The 16727-nt window shown below is 59.9% G+C and carries 18 protein-coding genes; 9 read left to right on the forward strand and 9 right to left on the reverse strand.

The features are described from left to right. Positions 1-54: 54 nt before the first annotated feature. A complete protein-coding gene (trmA, locus tag AC3WRD_RS11065) occupies positions 55-1134 on the reverse strand; it encodes a tRNA (uridine(54)-C5)-methyltransferase TrmA (protein ID WP_085703145.1) in 1080 nt (359 codons plus the stop codon). Beyond that, entirely contained in the window at positions 1131-2426 is a 1296-nt protein-coding gene (locus AC3WRD_RS11070; protein WP_096820834.1) for an NCS2 family permease, read from the reverse strand. Before AC3WRD_RS11070 ends, trmA begins: the two co-directional genes overlap by 4 nt. Positions 2427-2646: 220 nt before the next feature. Here AC3WRD_RS11070 and AC3WRD_RS11075 point away from each other — a divergent pair, with 220 nt between their 5' ends. Both AC3WRD_RS11075 and AC3WRD_RS11080 read left to right on the forward strand, forming a co-directional pair. Beyond that, positions 2647-3096 (forward strand): DUF4879 domain-containing protein, encoded by a 450-nt coding sequence (locus AC3WRD_RS11075; protein WP_102621120.1) that lies wholly within the window; start codon positions 2647-2649, stop codon positions 3094-3096. A gap of 67 nt (positions 3097-3163) precedes the next feature. Continuing rightward, entirely contained in the window at positions 3164-3715 is a 552-nt protein-coding gene (locus tag AC3WRD_RS11080; RefSeq protein ID WP_102621119.1) for a DJ-1 family glyoxalase III, read from the forward strand. Positions 3716-3720: 5 nt separating this feature from the next. Here the strand turns inward: AC3WRD_RS11080 and AC3WRD_RS11085 are convergent, their stop codons facing one another. The 3 genes from AC3WRD_RS11085 to AC3WRD_RS11095 all read right to left on the reverse strand — a co-directional run bounded on the left by AC3WRD_RS11085 (position 3721) and on the right by AC3WRD_RS11095 (position 5647). Then, entirely contained in the window at positions 3721-4008 is a 288-nt protein-coding gene (locus tag AC3WRD_RS11085) for a HigA family addiction module antitoxin (protein ID WP_102621118.1), read from the reverse strand. 14 nt (positions 4009-4022) lie between these two features. After that, on the reverse strand, positions 4023-4301 hold the full coding sequence (locus AC3WRD_RS11090; protein WP_102621117.1) for a type II toxin-antitoxin system RelE/ParE family toxin: 279 nt from the start codon (positions 4299-4301) through the stop codon (positions 4023-4025). 107 nt (positions 4302-4408) lie between these two features. Next, positions 4409-5647 (reverse strand): MFS transporter, encoded by a 1239-nt coding sequence (locus AC3WRD_RS11095; RefSeq protein WP_102621116.1) that lies wholly within the window; start codon positions 5645-5647, stop codon positions 4409-4411. Between the two features lie 400 nt (positions 5648-6047). On the opposite strand from AC3WRD_RS11095, the gene AC3WRD_RS11100 reads away from it, so the two are divergent. The 3 genes from AC3WRD_RS11100 to AC3WRD_RS11110 are packed head-to-tail and all read left to right on the forward strand — an operon-like array spanning position 6048 to position 8720. Next, a complete protein-coding gene (locus AC3WRD_RS11100; RefSeq protein ID WP_096820838.1) occupies positions 6048-7484 on the forward strand; it encodes a cytochrome ubiquinol oxidase subunit I in 1437 nt (478 codons plus the stop codon). A gap of 3 nt (positions 7485-7487) precedes the next feature. Continuing rightward, complete coding sequence (gene cydB, locus AC3WRD_RS11105; protein ID WP_085697554.1) at positions 7488-8495, forward strand: cytochrome d ubiquinol oxidase subunit II; 1008 nt, start codon at positions 7488-7490, stop codon at positions 8493-8495. Between the two features lie 57 nt (positions 8496-8552). After that, positions 8553-8720 carry a DUF2474 domain-containing protein gene (locus AC3WRD_RS11110; protein ID WP_007950992.1) on the forward strand — a complete coding sequence of 56 codons (168 nt, stop codon included), beginning with the start codon at positions 8553-8555 and terminating at the stop codon, positions 8718-8720. A gap of 69 nt (positions 8721-8789) precedes the next feature. On the opposite strand, the gene AC3WRD_RS11115 is transcribed toward AC3WRD_RS11110, so the two are convergent. Next, complete coding sequence (locus AC3WRD_RS11115; RefSeq protein ID WP_102621115.1) at positions 8790-9914, reverse strand: methyltransferase; 1125 nt, start codon at positions 9912-9914, stop codon at positions 8790-8792. A gap of 166 nt (positions 9915-10080) precedes the next feature. Then, entirely contained in the window at positions 10081-10794 is a 714-nt protein-coding gene (locus AC3WRD_RS11120; RefSeq protein ID WP_102621114.1) for an autoinducer binding domain-containing protein, read from the reverse strand. Between the two features lie 345 nt (positions 10795-11139). Between AC3WRD_RS11120 and AC3WRD_RS11125 the strand changes: the two genes are divergently transcribed. Further along, positions 11140-11916 carry a ferredoxin--NADP reductase gene (locus AC3WRD_RS11125; RefSeq protein WP_102621113.1) on the forward strand — a complete coding sequence of 259 codons (777 nt, stop codon included), beginning with the start codon at positions 11140-11142 and terminating at the stop codon, positions 11914-11916. Between the two features lie 33 nt (positions 11917-11949). On the opposite strand, the gene mscL is transcribed toward AC3WRD_RS11125, so the two are convergent. Further along, positions 11950-12363, reverse strand: coding sequence for a large-conductance mechanosensitive channel protein MscL (gene mscL, locus AC3WRD_RS11130; protein WP_102621112.1), 414 nt, complete (start codon positions 12361-12363; stop codon positions 11950-11952). A 284-nt stretch (positions 12364-12647) separates the two neighbouring features. Here mscL and katB point away from each other — a divergent pair, with 284 nt between their 5' ends. Genes katB through radA form a run of 3 tightly spaced genes read left to right on the forward strand, consistent with a single transcriptional unit; the run spans position 12648 to position 16199 of the window. After that, a complete protein-coding gene (katB, locus tag AC3WRD_RS11135; protein ID WP_102621111.1) occupies positions 12648-14189 on the forward strand; it encodes a catalase KatB in 1542 nt (513 codons plus the stop codon). A 51-nt stretch (positions 14190-14240) separates the two neighbouring features. Then, entirely contained in the window at positions 14241-14786 is a 546-nt protein-coding gene (locus AC3WRD_RS11140; RefSeq protein ID WP_096820843.1) for an ankyrin repeat domain-containing protein, read from the forward strand. 45 nt (positions 14787-14831) lie between these two features. After that, entirely contained in the window at positions 14832-16199 is a 1368-nt protein-coding gene (radA, locus tag AC3WRD_RS11145) for a DNA repair protein RadA (RefSeq protein WP_039771749.1), read from the forward strand. Here radA and AC3WRD_RS11150 read toward each other — a convergent pair whose 3' ends face one another. Next, the gene (locus tag AC3WRD_RS11150) at positions 16200-16568 is read right to left on the reverse strand and encodes a PilZ domain-containing protein (RefSeq protein WP_085712214.1); all 369 of its coding nucleotides are present in this window, start codon (positions 16566-16568) and stop codon (positions 16200-16202) included. It abuts the gene before it with no gap. Positions 16569-16727: the final 159 nt, after the last annotated feature.

Below are 16727 nucleotides of genomic sequence, written 5' to 3' on the forward strand. Positions count from 1 at the left end.
CAGGCACAAAAAAGCCGTCGGTCAGGACGGCTTTCTTGTTTCTGGCACCTGCGATCAACGCCGGGTCAACAGCACGCCGGATTCCATGTGGTGGGTCCACGGGAACTGGTCGAACAGCGCACAGCGGGTAATGCGATGCGTGTCGTGCAGTTGGGCGATGTTGGCCGCCAGGGTCTCCGGGTTGCAGGAGATGTACAGGATGTTGTCGAAGCGACGGGTCAGTTCGCAGGTGTCCGGGTCCATGCCGGCCCGTGGCGGGTCGACGAACACGCTGCCGAACTCGTAGCTCTTCAGGTCGATGCCGTGCAGGCGACGGAACGGGCGAACTTCGTTCAGGGCTTCGGTCAGCTCTTCGGCGGACAGACGCACCAGGGTGACGTTATCCACAGCGTTTTCGGCCAGATTGCTCAACGCAGCGTTGACCGACGTCTTGCTGATTTCCGTGGCCAGCACTTTGCGCACGCGGGTCGCCAGCGGCAGGGTGAAGTTGCCGTTGCCGCAGTACAGCTCCAGCAGATCGTCGCTGCGATCGCCCAGTGCTTCGTATGCCCAGTTGAGCATCTTCTGGTTCACGGTGCCGTTGGGCTGGGTGAACGCGCCTTCCGGCTGGCGATAGCTGAAAGTGCGACCGCCGACGTCGAGTTTCTCGACCACGTAATCGAGGCCGAGTACTTCGCGCTTGCCCTTGGAGCGACCGATGATGCTGACACCCAGGTCCGCCGAAAGCTTGGTGGCCGCCGCATGCCAGTGCTCGTCCAGCGGACGGTGATAGCACAGGGTGATCATCGCGTCGCCGGCCAGGGTGGTCAGAAACTCCACCTGGAACAGCTTGTGGCTCAGCGCCGCGCTGGCCTGCCATGCCGCTTTCAACTGTGGCATCAACTGGTTGATGCGCAGGCTGGCGATCGGGAACTCTTCGATCAGGATCGGCGTGCGTTTGTCATCCTGCGAGAACATCGCGTAATGCCGCTCACCGCCCTCGCGCCACAGGCGGAATTCGGCGCGCAGGCGGAAGTTCTGCAGCGGCGAGTCGAACACCGCTGGCTCCGGTGCGTCGAACGGGGCCAGCAGGTCACGCAGGCGCGTGACCTTGTCTTCGAGTTGTGCGGCGTAGGCCTGGGAATCAAAAGTCATGCGTTGAACCAACCCAGCTTGATCACGAACAGAATCGACAGGATCACCAGCGCCGGGTTCAGCTCACGGGCGCGGCCGGACAGCAGTTTGATTGCAGTCCAGGCGATGAAGCCGAAGGCGATGCCGTTGGCGATGGAATAGGTGAAGGGCATCGCCAGTGCGGTGACCACGACCGGCGCGGCGACGGTGATGTCGTCCCAGTCTATTTCCGCCAGGCCCGAAGTCATCAGCACGGCGACGAACAGCAGCGCTGGCGCGGTGGCGAAGGCCGGCACGCTGGCGGCCAGCGGCGAGAAGAACAGCGCCAGCAGGAACAGGATCGCGACGACGATGGCGGTCAGGCCGGTGCGGCCGCCGGCGCTCACGCCTGCAGCGGATTCGATGTAGCTGGTGGTGGTCGAGGTGCCCAGTAGCGAACCGGCCATTGCCGCCGTACTGTCGGCGATCAGTGCACGGCCCATTTTCGGCATGTGGCCGTCCTTGCCCATCAGGCCGGCGCGCTTGGCGACGCCGATCAGGGTGCCGGAGTTGTCGAACAGGTCAACGAACAGGAAGGCGAAGATCACGCTGACCAGACCGATGTCCAGTGCGCCCTTGATGTCCAGTTGCAGGAAGGTCGGGGCCAGCGAAGGTGGCATCGAAGTCACGCCGCCGAACGGGGTGAAGCCCATCACGATCGAGACGATGGTCACTGCCAGAATGCCGATCAGCACTGCGCCGCGTACTTTCAGGGCTTCAAGGGCGACGATCAGGGCGAAACCGAGGGTGGCGAGGATCGGTGCCGGTTGCTTCAGGTCACCGAGGCCGACCATGGTCGCCTGGTTACTGACCACGATACCGGCGTTGTGCAGGGCGATCAGTGCCAGGAACAGGCCGATACCGGCGGCAATCGCCGAACGCAGCGGCAGCGGGATACTGTTGATGATCCATTCACGGATGCGGAAGATCGACAGCAGGAAGAAGCACACGGCCGAGATGAACACTGCACCCAACGCCACTTGCCAGGTGTGGCCCATGTGCAGCACGACGGTGTAGGTGAAGAAGGCGTTCAGGCCCATGCCCGGCGCGAGGGCGATCGGGTAGTTGGCGATCAGGCCCATCACCGTGGAGCCGATGGCAGCCGCAAGGCACGTGGCGACGAACACCGCGCCTTTGTCCATGCCGGTCTCGCCGAGGATGCTCGGGTTGACGAACAGAATGTAGGCCATGGCCAGGAAGGTCGTGACGCCCGCCAGAATCTCGGTCCGCACGTTGGTGTTGTGTGCCTTGAGTTGAAACAGCCTTTCCAGCATGTCTGCTCCCCGTGGCGCGCGTGGCGCCGTGAATGTATCGACCTCAACAGCAAAGCACAGACCGTCGCAAGCGCCTGGAAAATTGTGGTGGGCCGGAAAAAGCCGCGCATCATACCAGCAGCGTGAGGAATATGGCGGATGTTGGTATCGATCGTCGGCGAAGTTTTGTGTCGCGGCCAAACCGGCCATACTGCGCGCTGATTTTTCGGGAATGGATCGCATGAACAAGCATTGGATGAAGGCCTGCGGGTTGATCGCACTGTTGCTGACCGGGGCACCCGCTGCATTCGCCGCATCGGCACCGCCGCTGAGCGAGGTGAAAGTCATCAAGGTTCAGTCGGCGTCCTGCGGGCTCGAAGACATTACCGATGGTCAGGTGCAGACCCGGTGCGATCACAGCGCGCCGGGCATCAAGGTTTATGTGCTGGAAATCGGCTATGGCCAGAGCCAGCCCCAGGCCGCACTGGACGGTTTTGAAGTGAACGGCACGCGAAGCCCGGTGTGTGCCTTTGATAACGGCAATCTGACCGAGTGCACGCCCGGCAGTAAAACCGTTGGTTCTCTCTATACCTTCGATCTGGCAGGCCGGCAGGAGGGCACTTTCACGTTCAGCAACACATCGATCAACGCCCCGCGCAACACGATGTCCACCCAGCTTTACATCAAGTAACGGCTGTCGCCGAACAGGGCAGGTCAAAGCTGACTACGCTTTAAAGATCACCCAGCGGATTGCACCCATGACCTTTAGAGCCCTGATTACCCTCGCCGAGGGCATCGATGATCTGCAATGCGTGACCCTGATCGACGTGCTGCGCCGCGCCGGCGTCGAAGTGGTGGCCGCCAGCATCGAAGGCCGGCGCATGCTGACCTGTGCCCGAGGCACGCGACTGACCGCCGACGGGATGCTCATTGATGTGCTGGCCCAGACCTTCGACCTGATCGTCCTGCCCGGTGGCATCGTCGGCGCTCAACATTTGGCGGCCCACCAGCCTTTACAGCAACTGCTCAAGGATCAGGCCAGCGCCGGGCGACTGTTCGCCGCCATCGCCGAATCCCCGGCGGTCGCACTGCAAAGCTTTGGTGTTTTGCGCCAAAGACGCATGACCTGTTTGCCCGCCACCAGCCATAACCTCTCCGGATGCACGTTTGTCGATCAAGCGGTGGTGGTCGACGGCAATTGCATCACTGCCCAGGGTTCCGGCGCAGCACTGGAGTTCGCCCTGACACTGGTTGAGCAACTGGCGGGCAAGGCCGCCAGATCGAAGGTGGCGGGAGAGTTACTGGCCTGAGATCGTCAGGCGTGAGCGGCGATTCGCTGGATGGCTGGCTGCTCACGATGCTCCGCTTGCCAAAGATCGTAATCGGTTTGAACCCCTAGCCACATGCGAGCCTTGCCAATCCCCGCTCGCTCCAGACGGACGGCCAGATCCGGGCTGATCGGTGCATGTCCGTGCAATACACGAGAAAGGTGAGGGCGGGCGAATCCGAGATGCCGAGCCAATTCGGTGACACTGATACCAAGCTCCGGCAATACATCCATCAGCAGCGTTTCACCGGGGTGTGGCGGGTTGTGCATGGGCATGAGCCTGCCTCCTGTCAGTGGTAATCCAGATAATCAACCAGTTCGATGTCCGACCCTGCAAATCGAAAGATAACCCGCCAGTTCCCGGACACGCTCAGTGACCAGTACTCGCAAAGTTCCCCTTTCAGTGGATGCAGACGCCAACCGGGAAGGTCCAGATCCCCGGGAACCGCTGCCCGATCCATGAACTGCAGCATACGCGACAGCCGTTTAGCGTGATCGGCGCGAATCCCGCGAGTCGAACCGTTTTCATAGAAGCCACGAAGGCCTTTGTGCTGAAAGGATTTGATCATGGGGCGAGTGTAAGGCGATACATTACACTCAATGCGGTATCTATGTACCGCATCTTTTCGAGCTGATTGTGCTTGGCGGGTTTATTCCGCAGGTGACAGCGGTGCAGCTAGGCCTTCACCTCTTCCACCGGCACATGCATCCGGTCGCGATTGGCCAGGGTCGGGAACAGTTTGATCCAGGTTCCGGTCACCACCAGCGTACCGATCCCGCCCATCACCACTGCCGGTACGGTGCCGAACCAGTGGGCGGTGAGGCCGGATTCGAATTCGCCCAACTGGTTCGAGGCGCCGATGAACAGGCCGTTCACCGCGCTGACCCGGCCGCGCATTTCGTCCGGGGTTTCCAGCTGCACGAACGAGGCGCGGATCACCATGCTGATCATGTCCGCCGCGCCCAGCACTACCAGTACCGCCAGCGAGAACCAGAAAGACGTCGACAGACCGAAGGCGATGGTGGCCACGCCGAATACACCGACGGCGGTGAACATCACCCGGCCGACGTTGCGTTCGACGGCGAAGCGCGCCAGGAACAGCGACATCATCAACGCCCCGACCGCCGGCGCCGAACGCAGCAACCCCAGGCCCCACGGCCCGGTCAGCAGGATGTCCTTGGCGAACACCGGCAACAATGCCGTGGCACCGCCGAGCAGTACGGCGAACAGGTCCAGCGAGATCGCCCCGAGGATGTCCGGGCGGCTGCGGATGAAACGAATCCCCGCCAGCAACGAGTCCAGCGTCGCCTTGCCCTTGTTCAGCGGGGTTTGTCGGGCAGGCAGGTTGAGCATCAAGGTGCAGGCGATGACGTACAGAATGACCGTCGGGCCATAGACCCACACGCTGCCGAAGGCGTAGAGCAGACCGCCCATCGCCGGGGCGACGATAGTGGCTGATTGCTGCGCCGATTGCGCGGCGGCGACCGCCCGCGGGAACAAAGCGCTGGGCACGATACTCGGCAGCAGCGCCTGGGTGGTCGGCATCTCGAAGGAGCGTGCTGCACCGAGCAGGAACGCGAGGATAAAGATCATTTCCCGGGTGACATGGTCGGTGGCGCTGCCGATGGCCAGTGCCAGGGCGATCAAGGCCTGCAACGACTGACAGATCGCCGCGACCTTGCGCCGGTCGTAGCGGTCGGCAACGTGGCCGGTGTGCAGCATGAACAACACGCGTGGGGCGAACTCCACCAAACCGACCAAGCCAAGATCGAGCACGTTGCCGGTCAGTTGATAGAGATTCCAGCCGATCGCCACGGTGAGCATCTGGAAACCGCTGGCGGTGAAGATCCGGGCAAACCAGAACGCAAGAAAGGGACGGTGGTGGCGTAACAGCAAGGGCTCTTGGCTGGGCATCTGCGGGCCGGTCTTGAACGAGGGGAACCGCGAGATTATCACCAGTCTGTAACAGGAAGTTGCTATGACAAAAAATTTAGTTAGCCAGACATCGATTTTTTGGCACCCCGACACCGAACCCGGCCAAGGATGTATTTCAGGGCTTTACCAAGACTCTGAGGCAACTTGTCACGCGGCAAAAGACCACGCGGTTCCCCGTCGGAAATGGGACTACTCTTTCAACGTTGATTGATCCAGATCAAGACCCTTCGCGGAACTGATCCGGGACCCGTCGGCAGACTCCCTGCGTCGCGATGCCTGTAAAAAGAAGAACGAATCCGAGTTCGCCGCACTCCATACCCGTGGGGGCAGTGGTTCAAGGCCGCCAGCCTTGGAACCGTTATCTGATAGAGGAAAGCTTATGTTCGGTTTAGAGGCACTAGATCTCGCCCGAATTCAGTTCGCGTTCACCATCTCGTTCCACATCCTGTTCCCGGCGATCACCATCGGTCTTGCGAGTTATCTCGCGGTGCTGGAAGGCCTGTGGCTGAAAACCGGCAACGACACCTACCGCGATCTCTACCATTTCTGGTCGAAGATCTTTGCCGTCAACTTCGGCATGGGGGTGGTCTCGGGCCTGGTCATGGCCTATCAGTTCGGCACCAACTGGAGCCGCTTCTCGGACTTCGCCGGTTCCGTCACCGGGCCTTTGCTCACGTATGAAGTGCTTACGGCTTTCTTCCTCGAAGCCGGTTTCCTGGGCGTCATGCTGTTCGGCTGGAACAAGGTCGGACGCAAGCTGCACTTCTTCGCCACGGTCATGGTGGCCATCGGCACGTTGATTTCGACGTTCTGGATTCTGGCTTCCAACAGCTGGATGCAGACCCCGCAGGGTTTCGAGATCGTCAACGGTCAGGTCATCCCGACCGACTGGCTGGCGATCATCTTCAACCCGTCGTTCCCGTATCGCCTGATGCACATGGCGACGGCGGCGTTCGTGGCGACTGCATTCTTCGTCGGCTCCTCTGCGGCCTGGCACCTGCTGCGCGGCAAGGACAACCCGGCGATCCGCACCATGTTGTCGATGGCGATGTGGATGGCGTTGATCGTTGCGCCGATCCAGGCGGTCATCGGCGACTTCCACGGCCTCAACACCCTCAAGCATCAGCCGGCGAAAATTGCCGCGATCGAAGGCCACTGGGAAAACCACGGCAATGAGGCGACGCCGCTGATCCTGTTCGGCTGGCCGGACATGAAGGAAGAGAAAACCAAGTACGCGGTGGAGATCCCGTACCTCGGCAGCCTGATCCTGACGCACTCGCTGGACAAGCAAGTTCCGGCGCTCAAGGAGTTTCCACCGGAAGACCGGCCGAATTCGACCATCGTGTTCTGGTCGTTCCGGATCATGGTCGGCCTCGGTTTCCTGATGATCTTCACCGGTCTCTGGAGCCTGTGGCTGCGCAAACGCGACACGCTCTACACCTCGCGGCCGTTCCTGTACCTGGCGTTGTGGATGGGCCCGTCCGGCCTGATCGCGATCCTGGCGGGCTGGTTCACCACTGAAATCGGTCGTCAGCCGTGGGTGGTCTACGGGCTGATGCGCACGGCGGATGCGTCCTCCAACCACAGCTTCATGCAGATGAGCATCACACTGATCATGTTCGTGGTGGTGTATTTCGCGCTGTTCGGTGCGGGTCTGGGCTACATGATGCGCCTGGTGCGCAAAGGGCCGAAGACCGACGAAGGCAAGGAAACCAACGACGGTGGTCCTGGCCAGAAACGCACACCGGCCCGTCCGTTGTCCGCTGCCGACGACGATGGCGCCGAACACGATCGCAGCCTGACCAAGGAGATTTGAATCATGGGTATTGATCTTCCGCTGATCTGGGCCGTGATCATCATCTTCGGCATCATGATGTACGTGGTCATGGACGGTTTCGACCTGGGGATCGGGATTCTTTTCCCGTTCATCCCCGGCAAGACTGACCGCGACGTGATGATGAACACTGTCGCCCCGGTATGGGACGGCAACGAAACGTGGCTGGTATTGGGGGGCGCTGCGTTGTTCGGCGCCTTCCCGCTGGCCTATTCGGTGGTGCTGTCGGCGCTGTACCTGCCGCTGATCTTCATGCTGATCGGGCTGATTTTCCGTGGCGTGGCGTTCGAGTTCCGCTTCAAGGCCAAGGACGACAAGCGTCACCTGTGGGACAAGGCGTTCATCGGTGGTTCGGTGGCGGCGACGTTCTTCCAGGGCGTGGCGCTTGGCGCATTCATCGATGGGCTGCCGGTGGTCAACCGGCAATACGCCGGCGGTTCACTGGACTGGCTGACGCCGTTCACGCTGTTCTGCGGCGCTGCGCTGGTGGTGGCGTATGCCTTGCTCGGTTGCACGTGGCTGATCATGAAGACCGAAGGCAAGCTTCAGGAGCAGATGCATGACCTGGCGCGCCCTCTGGCCTTCGTGCTGTTGGCGGTGATCGGCATCGTCAGTCTGTGGACGCCGCTGGCCCATCCGGAAATCGCGACGCGCTGGTTCAGCATGCCGAACCTGTTCTGGTTCATGCCGGTGCCGATTCTGGTGCTGGTGACGATGTACGGTCTGATCCGCGCGGTGGCGCGCAATGCCAACTACATGCCGTTCCTGCTGACCCTGGTGCTGATCTTCCTCGGCTACAGCGGACTGGGTATCAGCCTGTGGCCGAACATCGTGCCGCCGTCGATCTCGATCTGGGACGCCGCCGCACCGCCGCAAAGCCAGGGCTTCATGCTGGTCGGCACGCTGTTCATCATCCCGTTCATCCTGGGTTACACCTTCTGGAGCTATTACGTGTTCCGCGGCAAGGTCACCCATGAAGACGGCTATCACTAGGGGGGATCACGATGGCGCCGACAGCGGCGCCATCTCCCTCAACCGGAGGATGCAAGCATGACCGGCAAACATTCCCTGCACGACATTGAAGAAGCCGAAAAAAAGCCGCTGTGGCAGCGGCTCGGCTGGTTGGCCATGATCTGGGTCGGCAGCGTCGGTGCATTGTTCATCGTCGCCAGCCTGATGCGCATGTTCATGAACGCCGCAGGCCTGACTACACACTGAAACTTCCCATCCCGTCGCCTTGCGGCACGGATTTTTGACCCTCCGACCGGAGGGTTTTTTTTGCCCGGATTATTTACGCGCCTTGAGGATGACGAACTTCGGCGTGGCCGCGACTTGCTCGACGCCCCGGAACAGCCGCGCCAGTTTGCTGTGATAACCCAGGTGACGGTTGCCGACGATGTACAACGCACCGCCGACGACCAGCGCTTCACGAGCCTGCTGGAACATGCGCCAGGCGAGGAAGTCGCCGACCACCTGTTGTTGATGGAACGGCGGGTTGCACAGCACCACGTCGAGCGATTGCGCTTCCTGCCCGGCCAGACCGTCGCCGGCGCGAACGATCACCTCACGTTCACCCAACGCCGCGCGCCAGTTCTCGGCCGCCGATTGCACGGCCATGAACGACTCGTCCACCAGCGTGTAATGCGCATCAGGGTTTTGCAGGGCGCTGGCGATGGCCAGTACGCCGTTACCGCAACCGAGATCGGCAACCCGCGCCGCGCCGAGATTCTTCGGCAAGTGCGGAAGAAAGGCGCGAGTACCGATATCCAGCCCTTCGCGGCAGAACACGTTGGCGTGGTTGAGCAGTTCGATGGCCGGTTCGTCGAGGCGATAGCGGGTCGGATAAGGCGAGACGGCCGCAGCCTTGGCCTCAGGCGTGGCGATCAACAAGCGCGCCTTCTTCACGGCCAGCGAAGCCTGAACCGGGCCGATGTAGCGTTCCAGCAGATCACCGGCAGCGCGGGGCAAGTGTTTGACCATGGCTGCGGCTATCACCTGGGCACCGGGCGCCAATTGGCCTTGCAGGCGAATCAGTTGTTCTTCCAGCAGCGCCAGGGTTTTTGGAACGCGGATCAGTACCCGGTCGAATGGCCCGACCAACGGCTCGCTGGCCGGCGTGCCGCGCAGCGCATCGAATACCCGGCCATTGCGCAGCAGGTTTTTTTCAAGACCCTGAAACGCCAGGAACGAATCGCCGCTGCTGCTGACCTGCACTTTGCCGCAGAGGCTGATGGCCAGCGCGCCGAAGCTGTCGTTGAGCACCAATACCCGAGTGTTTGCCGCCGGGTTCTGCTCGGCCAGATGATTGAGCAGGTATTCGTCGGCCGCATCGAAAGCTTGCAGCGGTTCGTTCTGCTGTTCGGGCTGGCGGATCAGATCAAGCTGGGCGAAGGGCGTATCGAGCAAAGGCATGGGGCGGGGGACTCTGGGTAATCAACGGGTGTCCCGCGGCCCAGGGTGTTGTGCGGCGGAACCGTCCGAGTGGACAGCGGCGCGAAGTTTCGCGGCATCACTCAGGAAGGTCGCAAATGGTACTTTTTTTTCGACTGCATTACTTGCCTGATTTCGGGGATGCCGACTAGATGATCCCGGCCTTGGCGGCGGCGATGACTGCGGAGACCTTGTTGCAGACATTCAATTTCAGAATCACGTTTTGCACATGATAGTTAACGGTGCGTTCGCTAAGGCTCAGGATTCGGGCGGTTTCATAGGCGGTTTTACCGGATGCACACAGCTTCAACACCTCGACCTCCCGAGCGGACAGGCGAGGCGGTCGGGCCTTGGCCGGTCGCGTGGGAAGCGCTTGCGCGAACAACTCGGCCAGATGGCTGGTGACGTAAAACATGTAGCCAAAATGTTCATACAACTCGATTGCGCTGATCGGACAGTGAGGCCGAGCCAGGCTGAGAATGCTGCACAGGCCACTTTCTTCGTGATGAAACGATTGCGACCATCCGTATTGCAGTCCTTGTTCCTGTAACGCTTCCCACAACTTCGGAGTTTTTGAGAAGAGTTCCTTGTTCCAAGTAATTGGCAGCATTGACTGATTGCAGTGTGCTACTACCGGATCATCTTTGCAGTAACATTCCTCTTCGTATTGTTTGTTCCATGCTTCGGGGTAGTTATTGATATTCAAGGCTTTGGGTAGTATCTCTCGTTCAGTCGATGTGACTGAAATCCCACAGAATTTGAAGCCTATGTTTTTGGCAAATGTCAGCAGAATCGGGTAGGCGGTTTCAATTCTTGTGGCGAATGTCACCTGCTGTATCTGCCGCTCCTTCCACAGTTCCATTTGAAGAGTCTCCGAGAGTGTTTCGCTGGGGTGCGATCTTGGATCCAAGAGTCAGGCACGGAAACGAGTGTAGGACGCTTCTTGTATGGGTGTTTGGATTTTTTTGTTCTTAGAGGCTGCTCTGGATAGGAATATCGGATTTCAAGATAGGTAAAAGTTCAGGCCTTGAAGTGGGGTGAGTTGTACTCAAGGCGTCATTCAAAGTTTTGACTCAAAGGCTGTTTGGTCGTTGTTAACAATTCTGTTTTTCTTGAAAAATGATGGTGTTAAATACCACTACAAAACGTCGGTGTTTCAAAGCCTCTAATTGAGTGACACTGAAGCTCTTTGTCGAGGGAGCGCCGCATGACCGCCAGCGCAGAAAAATTCAGCCGCCAGACGCTGCTTGACGTGCAGCCTTTGACTCCAAGCCTGTTCACTTTGCGTACGACCCGTGACGCAGGCTTTCGCTTTCGCGCCGGGCAATTTGCCCGCCTTGGGGTGACCAAAGCCGACGGAAGCACGGTGTGGCGGGCCTATTCCATGGTGTCGTCACCGTTCGATGAGTTTCTTGAGTTCTTTTCCATCGTGGTACCCGGGGGTGAGTTCACCAGTGAGCTGAGCCGTCTGAAGGCAGGTGACACCTTGCTGGTGGATCGCCAGGCCTTCGGGTATCTGACGCTGGATCGTTTTGTCGAGGGTCGGGATCTCTGGCTGTTATCCACAGGCACCGGCGTGGCGCCGTTTCTGTCGATCCTGCAGGACTTTGAAGTGTGGGAGAAATTCGAGCGAATCATCCTCGTCTACAGCGTGCGTGAGGCGCGGGAGCTGGCTTATCAACAGTTGATTGCCGAGTTGACGCAGCGTGACTATCTGGCCGAGTACGCTCACAAGTTCCAGTTCATTCCTGTGGTGACGCGTGAGCCCTGTTTGGGGGCCCTCAACGGGCGCATTACCACGCTCATCGAAAACGGGGAGCTGGAGCAGACGGCAGGTGTTGAACTTGATCCGGCCCATTCGCGGGTGATGCTCTGCGGTAATCCGCAGATGATCGACGACACCCGGGCCCTGCTCAAGCAGCGGGGCATGAGCCTCAGCCTGACGCGGCGGCCAGGGCAGGTGGCGGTGGAAAACTACTGGTGAAGAAACGGCGCCTTCAGGCGCCGTTCATGGGGTTCAGGACCGATTGTTCTGGGCCTTGAGCAGATCGCGGATCTCACCCAGCAGTTCTTCTTCCTTGGTTGGCACTGGTGGCAAGGTCGGAGCGACGGCTTCTTCGCGTTTCAGGCGGTTGATGGCTTTGACGCCCATGAAAATCGCGAAGGCGACGATGATGAAGTCCAGAATGCTCTGGATGAACTTGCCGTAGGCCATCACGACCGCAGGGGCGCTGCCCTCGGCGGCTTTCAGGGTTATCGCCAGGTCACTGAAGTCCACCCCGCCGATCAGCAGGCCGATTGGCGGCATGATGACGTCCCCGACAAACGACGAAACGATTTTGCCGAAGGCCGCACCGATGATGATACCGACGGCCATGTCGACCACATTGCCTTTGACCGCGAAGGCCTTGAACTCGCTGAGCACGCCCATAGTTATTTCCTTGTTACAGATGAGTTTGGTGTACGCAGTGTAAATCAGCAAAACGCGTCCTGCGCGAAACACCTTCTTACAATGCTCGTTTTTATCGACACATCAATTCGCGATTAGTTTGCAAAGTGCCACTAATCGCGCGCGAATTACTCCGCAAGGCTCTGATCGAGAAGCTATTTTTCTCAATCGATGGAGTGTGGATTTTCTATTTATGTTCGCCGTCGTGACTCTCTAGCCTCTGGTTGGCGCACCTGGATGCGCCTCAAACAACAGAGGAACCTGAAATGAATTCCACACTTGGTTCAGGGGTATTGCCCCTTCGCCGTACCGTCGGCGTATTGGCCGCCAGCCTGCTGACCTTTTCCGTGAACGCCGCGCCCCTGACCCGGGATAACGGTGCGGCGGTTGGCGACAACCAGAACTCGCAAACCGCCGGCGCCAATGGCCCGGTGCTGTTGCAGGACGTGCAACTGATCCAGAAACTGCAGCGCTTCGACCGCGAGCGTATTCCCGAGCGCGTCGTGCATGCCCGTGGCACCGGTGCTCATGGCACGTTCACCGTCACCAACGATCTCAGTGATCTGAGCAAAGCCAAGGTGTTCGCTGCCGGTCAGGTCACACCGGTGTTCGTACGTTTCTCCGCTGTGGTTCATGGCAATCATTCCCCGGAAACGTTGCGTGACCCACGGGGCTTCGCGACCAAGTTCTACACCGCTGACGGTAACTGGGATCTGGTCGGTAACAACTTCCCGACGTTCTTCATCCGCGACGCCATCAAGTTCCCGGACATGGTGCATGCTTTCAAGCCTGATCCGCGCACTAACCTGGACGACGACTCGCGCCGTTTCGACTTCTTCTCTCATGTACCGGAAGCCACTCGTACATTGACCGAGCTGTATTCCAACTCAGGGACACCCGCCAGTTATCGGGAGATGGATGGCAACGGTGTGCACGCCTACAAGTTGGTCAACGACAAGGGTGAAGTGCACTATGTGAAGTTTCACTGGAAAAGTTTGCAGGGGATCAAGAATCTCGATCCTGAACAAGTCGCAAAAGTTCAGGGTCGTGACTACAGTCACATGACCAATGACTTGGTAACTAATATCAACAAGGGCAATTTTCCGAAGTGGGACTTGTACATTCAGGTCCTGAATCCGCAAGATTTGTCCAAGTTTGATTTCGATCCATTGGACGCAACCAAGATCTGGCCCAATGTTCCCGAACGGAAAGTTGGACAAATGGTCTTGAACCGCAATCCGGCAAATGTCTTCCAGGAAACTGAACAGGTGGCCATGGCGCCGGCCAATATTGTTCCCGGTATCGAACCTTCGGAAGATCGCTTGTTACAAGGCCGAGTGTTCTCCTATGCCGATACTCAAATGTATCGCCTGGGTGCCAATGCCCTGCAACTCCCCATCAACGCTCCAAAAGTTGCGGTGAACAATGGTAATCAGGATGGCGCGATGAACTTCGGCGCCAGCAATACGGGCGTGAACTACCAGCCGAGTCGCTTGCACCCGCGTGAGGAGCCACAAGGCGCACGGTACAGCCAGACGTCCCTGCAAGGCAGCACTCAGCAGGCGAAAATCCAGCGTGAGCAGAACTTCAAGCAAGCCGGTGATCTGTATCGATCCTTCAGCAAGAAGGAACGTCAGGACCTGATCGAGAGCTTTGGCGGTTCGCTGGCGAGCACCGATGACGAGAGCAAGCACATCATCCTGTCCTTCCTCTATAAGGCCGATCCGGAGTACGGCGCCGGCGTGACCAAGGTGGCCAAGGGTGACCTGGATCGGGTCAAGGCCCTGGCGGCCAAACTGGTCGACTAAGAACGATCGCGGGGCCCGAAAGGGCTCCGTTTCCCTTCAAGGAGGTGACTCATGCGGTTCTATCTTTCGCTGTTGCTGGGCTGTCTGTCGTTCGCGACCATGGCTGCACCGGCCGAACAGGACCCTGATGTGCTCAAGGCGCAATTGCAGGACTACTACTTCAATGCCGCCCGTGAGGGCGATATCGCCGTACTCGACACCTTCATCGAGGCGGGCTATTCCCTGGATACCCGAGATGCCAAGGGTTACACCGCGCTGATGCTCGCGGCCTACCACGGCGAAGGTGACGCGGTGGACAAGTTGCTGGCTGCCGGGGCGAATGCCTGTGCCCAGGATCAGCGCGGAAACACCGCCCTGATGGGGGCCATATTCAAAGGGGAATTGCAGATCGCCCGTCGACTCATGGCTACCGACTGCAACCCGGACCAACGCAACGGGGCGGGTCAGACCGCTGCGATGTACGCAGGGCTGTTCAAGCGTGAGGCCTTGCTCGACGCCCTCAAGGCCAGGGGCGCCGATCTGAACGCGCAAGATCCGTTGGGCAACAGCGCCGCGCGTCTGGCCAGCGGGGAAATCCGTACCGCCGCGCCGCGCTGATCGGCGACGGCTGCGTTATCATCGCGGTTTTTGCCGGGGGTTCAGATGGCCAAGGCCAAGCGCATGTACGGCTGCACCGAGTGCGGCGCAACCTTTCCCAAGTGGGCCGGGCAGTGCGGCGAATGCGGCGCGTGGAACACCCTGACCGAAACCATGGTCGAGAGCGGTGGTGCCGCCGCCCCGAGCGGGCGCACCGGCTGGGCCGGACAGCAGGCGCAGATCAAGACCCTGGCCGAAGTCAGCATCGAAGAGATTCCGCGTTTTTCCACGGCCTCCGGCGAGCTGGACCGAGTGCTCGGCGGCGGTCTGGTGGACGGCTCGGTGGTGCTGATCGGCGGCGATCCGGGTATCGGCAAGTCGACGATTCTGTTGCAGACCCTGTGCAACCTCGCCAAGACCATGCCGGCGCTGTACGTCACCGGTGAGGAATCCCAGCAACAAGTGGCGATGCGTGCACGCCGCCTGGGGTTGCCACAGGATCAACTGCGGGTCATGACCGAAACCTGCATCGAAACCATCATCGCCACCGCCCGCCAGGAAAAACCCAAGGTGATGGTGATCGACTCGATCCAGACGATTTTCACCGAACAACTGCAATCGGCACCGGGCGGCGTGTCCCAGGTACGCGAAAGTGCGGCGTTGCTGGTGCGTTACGCCAAGCAAAGCGGCACGGCGATTTTCCTGGTCGGCCACGTCACCAAGGAAGGCGCACTGGCCGGCCCGCGCGTTCTGGAGCACATGGTCGACACTGTGCTGTATTTCGAAGGCGAGTCCGATGGCCGGTTGCGCCTGCTACGGGCGGTGAAAAACCGTTTCGGCGCCGTCAACGAGCTGGGCGTGTTCGGCATGACCGACAAGGGCCTGAAAGAAGTCTCCAACCCTTCGGCTATTTTTCTCACACGCGCTCAGGAAGAAGTCCCGGGCAGTGTGGTAATGGCAACGTGGGAAGGCACCCGGCCGATGCTGGTGGAAGTCCAGGCGCTGGTGGATGACAGTCATCTGGCCAACCCGCGTCGGGTCACCCTTGGCCTGGATCAGAACCGTCTGGCGATGTTGCTGGCGGTGTTGCACCGGCATGGCGGCATTCCGACTCACGATCAGGACGTGTTCCTCAACGTGGTCGGCGGGGTGAAGGTGCTGGAAACCGCATCCGACCTGGCGCTGATGGCCGCCGTCATGTCGAGCCTGCGCAACCGTCCGTTGCCCCACGATCTGCTGGTGTTCGGCGAAGTCGGCCTGTCCGGCGAAGTGCGTCCAGTGCCGAGCGGTCAGGAGCGTTTGAAGGAAGCGGCCAAGCACGGCTTCAAGCGCGCGATCGTGCCCAAGGGCAACGCGCCGAAGGAAGCGCCTCCAGGCTTGCAGATCATTGCAGTGACGCGTCTGGAACAGGCGCTGGATTCACTCTTCGAGTAATCAGAGCTCCATCAACGCGCCAAGCTCTCGTTCGAGCTCGGCCTCATCCCCGAGGTTGAGCTCGATCAGGCGGCGCAGGCGCTGGATCGATTCCAGGCTGATGTGCCGGCACTGGAAACCCAGTTGGCCATGATCGTCGTGCGCCAGTTGCACATCCATCTGGATGTCGGTGTCGTCGCTCAGGTGAATGTCGACGTTGAAGTCCTGCGTTTCATCCCCCAGCCACGGCTCCGGCCGCTCGATCAACAATCCCTTGAGCGACAGGTCGATCAGCTTCACCGGCCAGATGTATTCACCCTGGCTCAATTCGGTTCTGGCATCGAACGCGATACGTTTGAAGCGGCGACGCTCGGACGGGTGCTCGCTCATGGCGCAATCCTCTGGACGGTTCGCTGACTATAGACCCGCCACGTCGAGTGTTGCCAGTCAGGCAGGGCGTCCGACCAATGTCGGGGTATGGCCTTTGCCGCCAGTAGCGCTAAACTCGGGGTGGCTGTCTTTCTTGTCCACCCTGGCTGGAATAATAAA

This window comes from Pseudomonas sp. FW215-R2, from assembly GCF_058789255.1.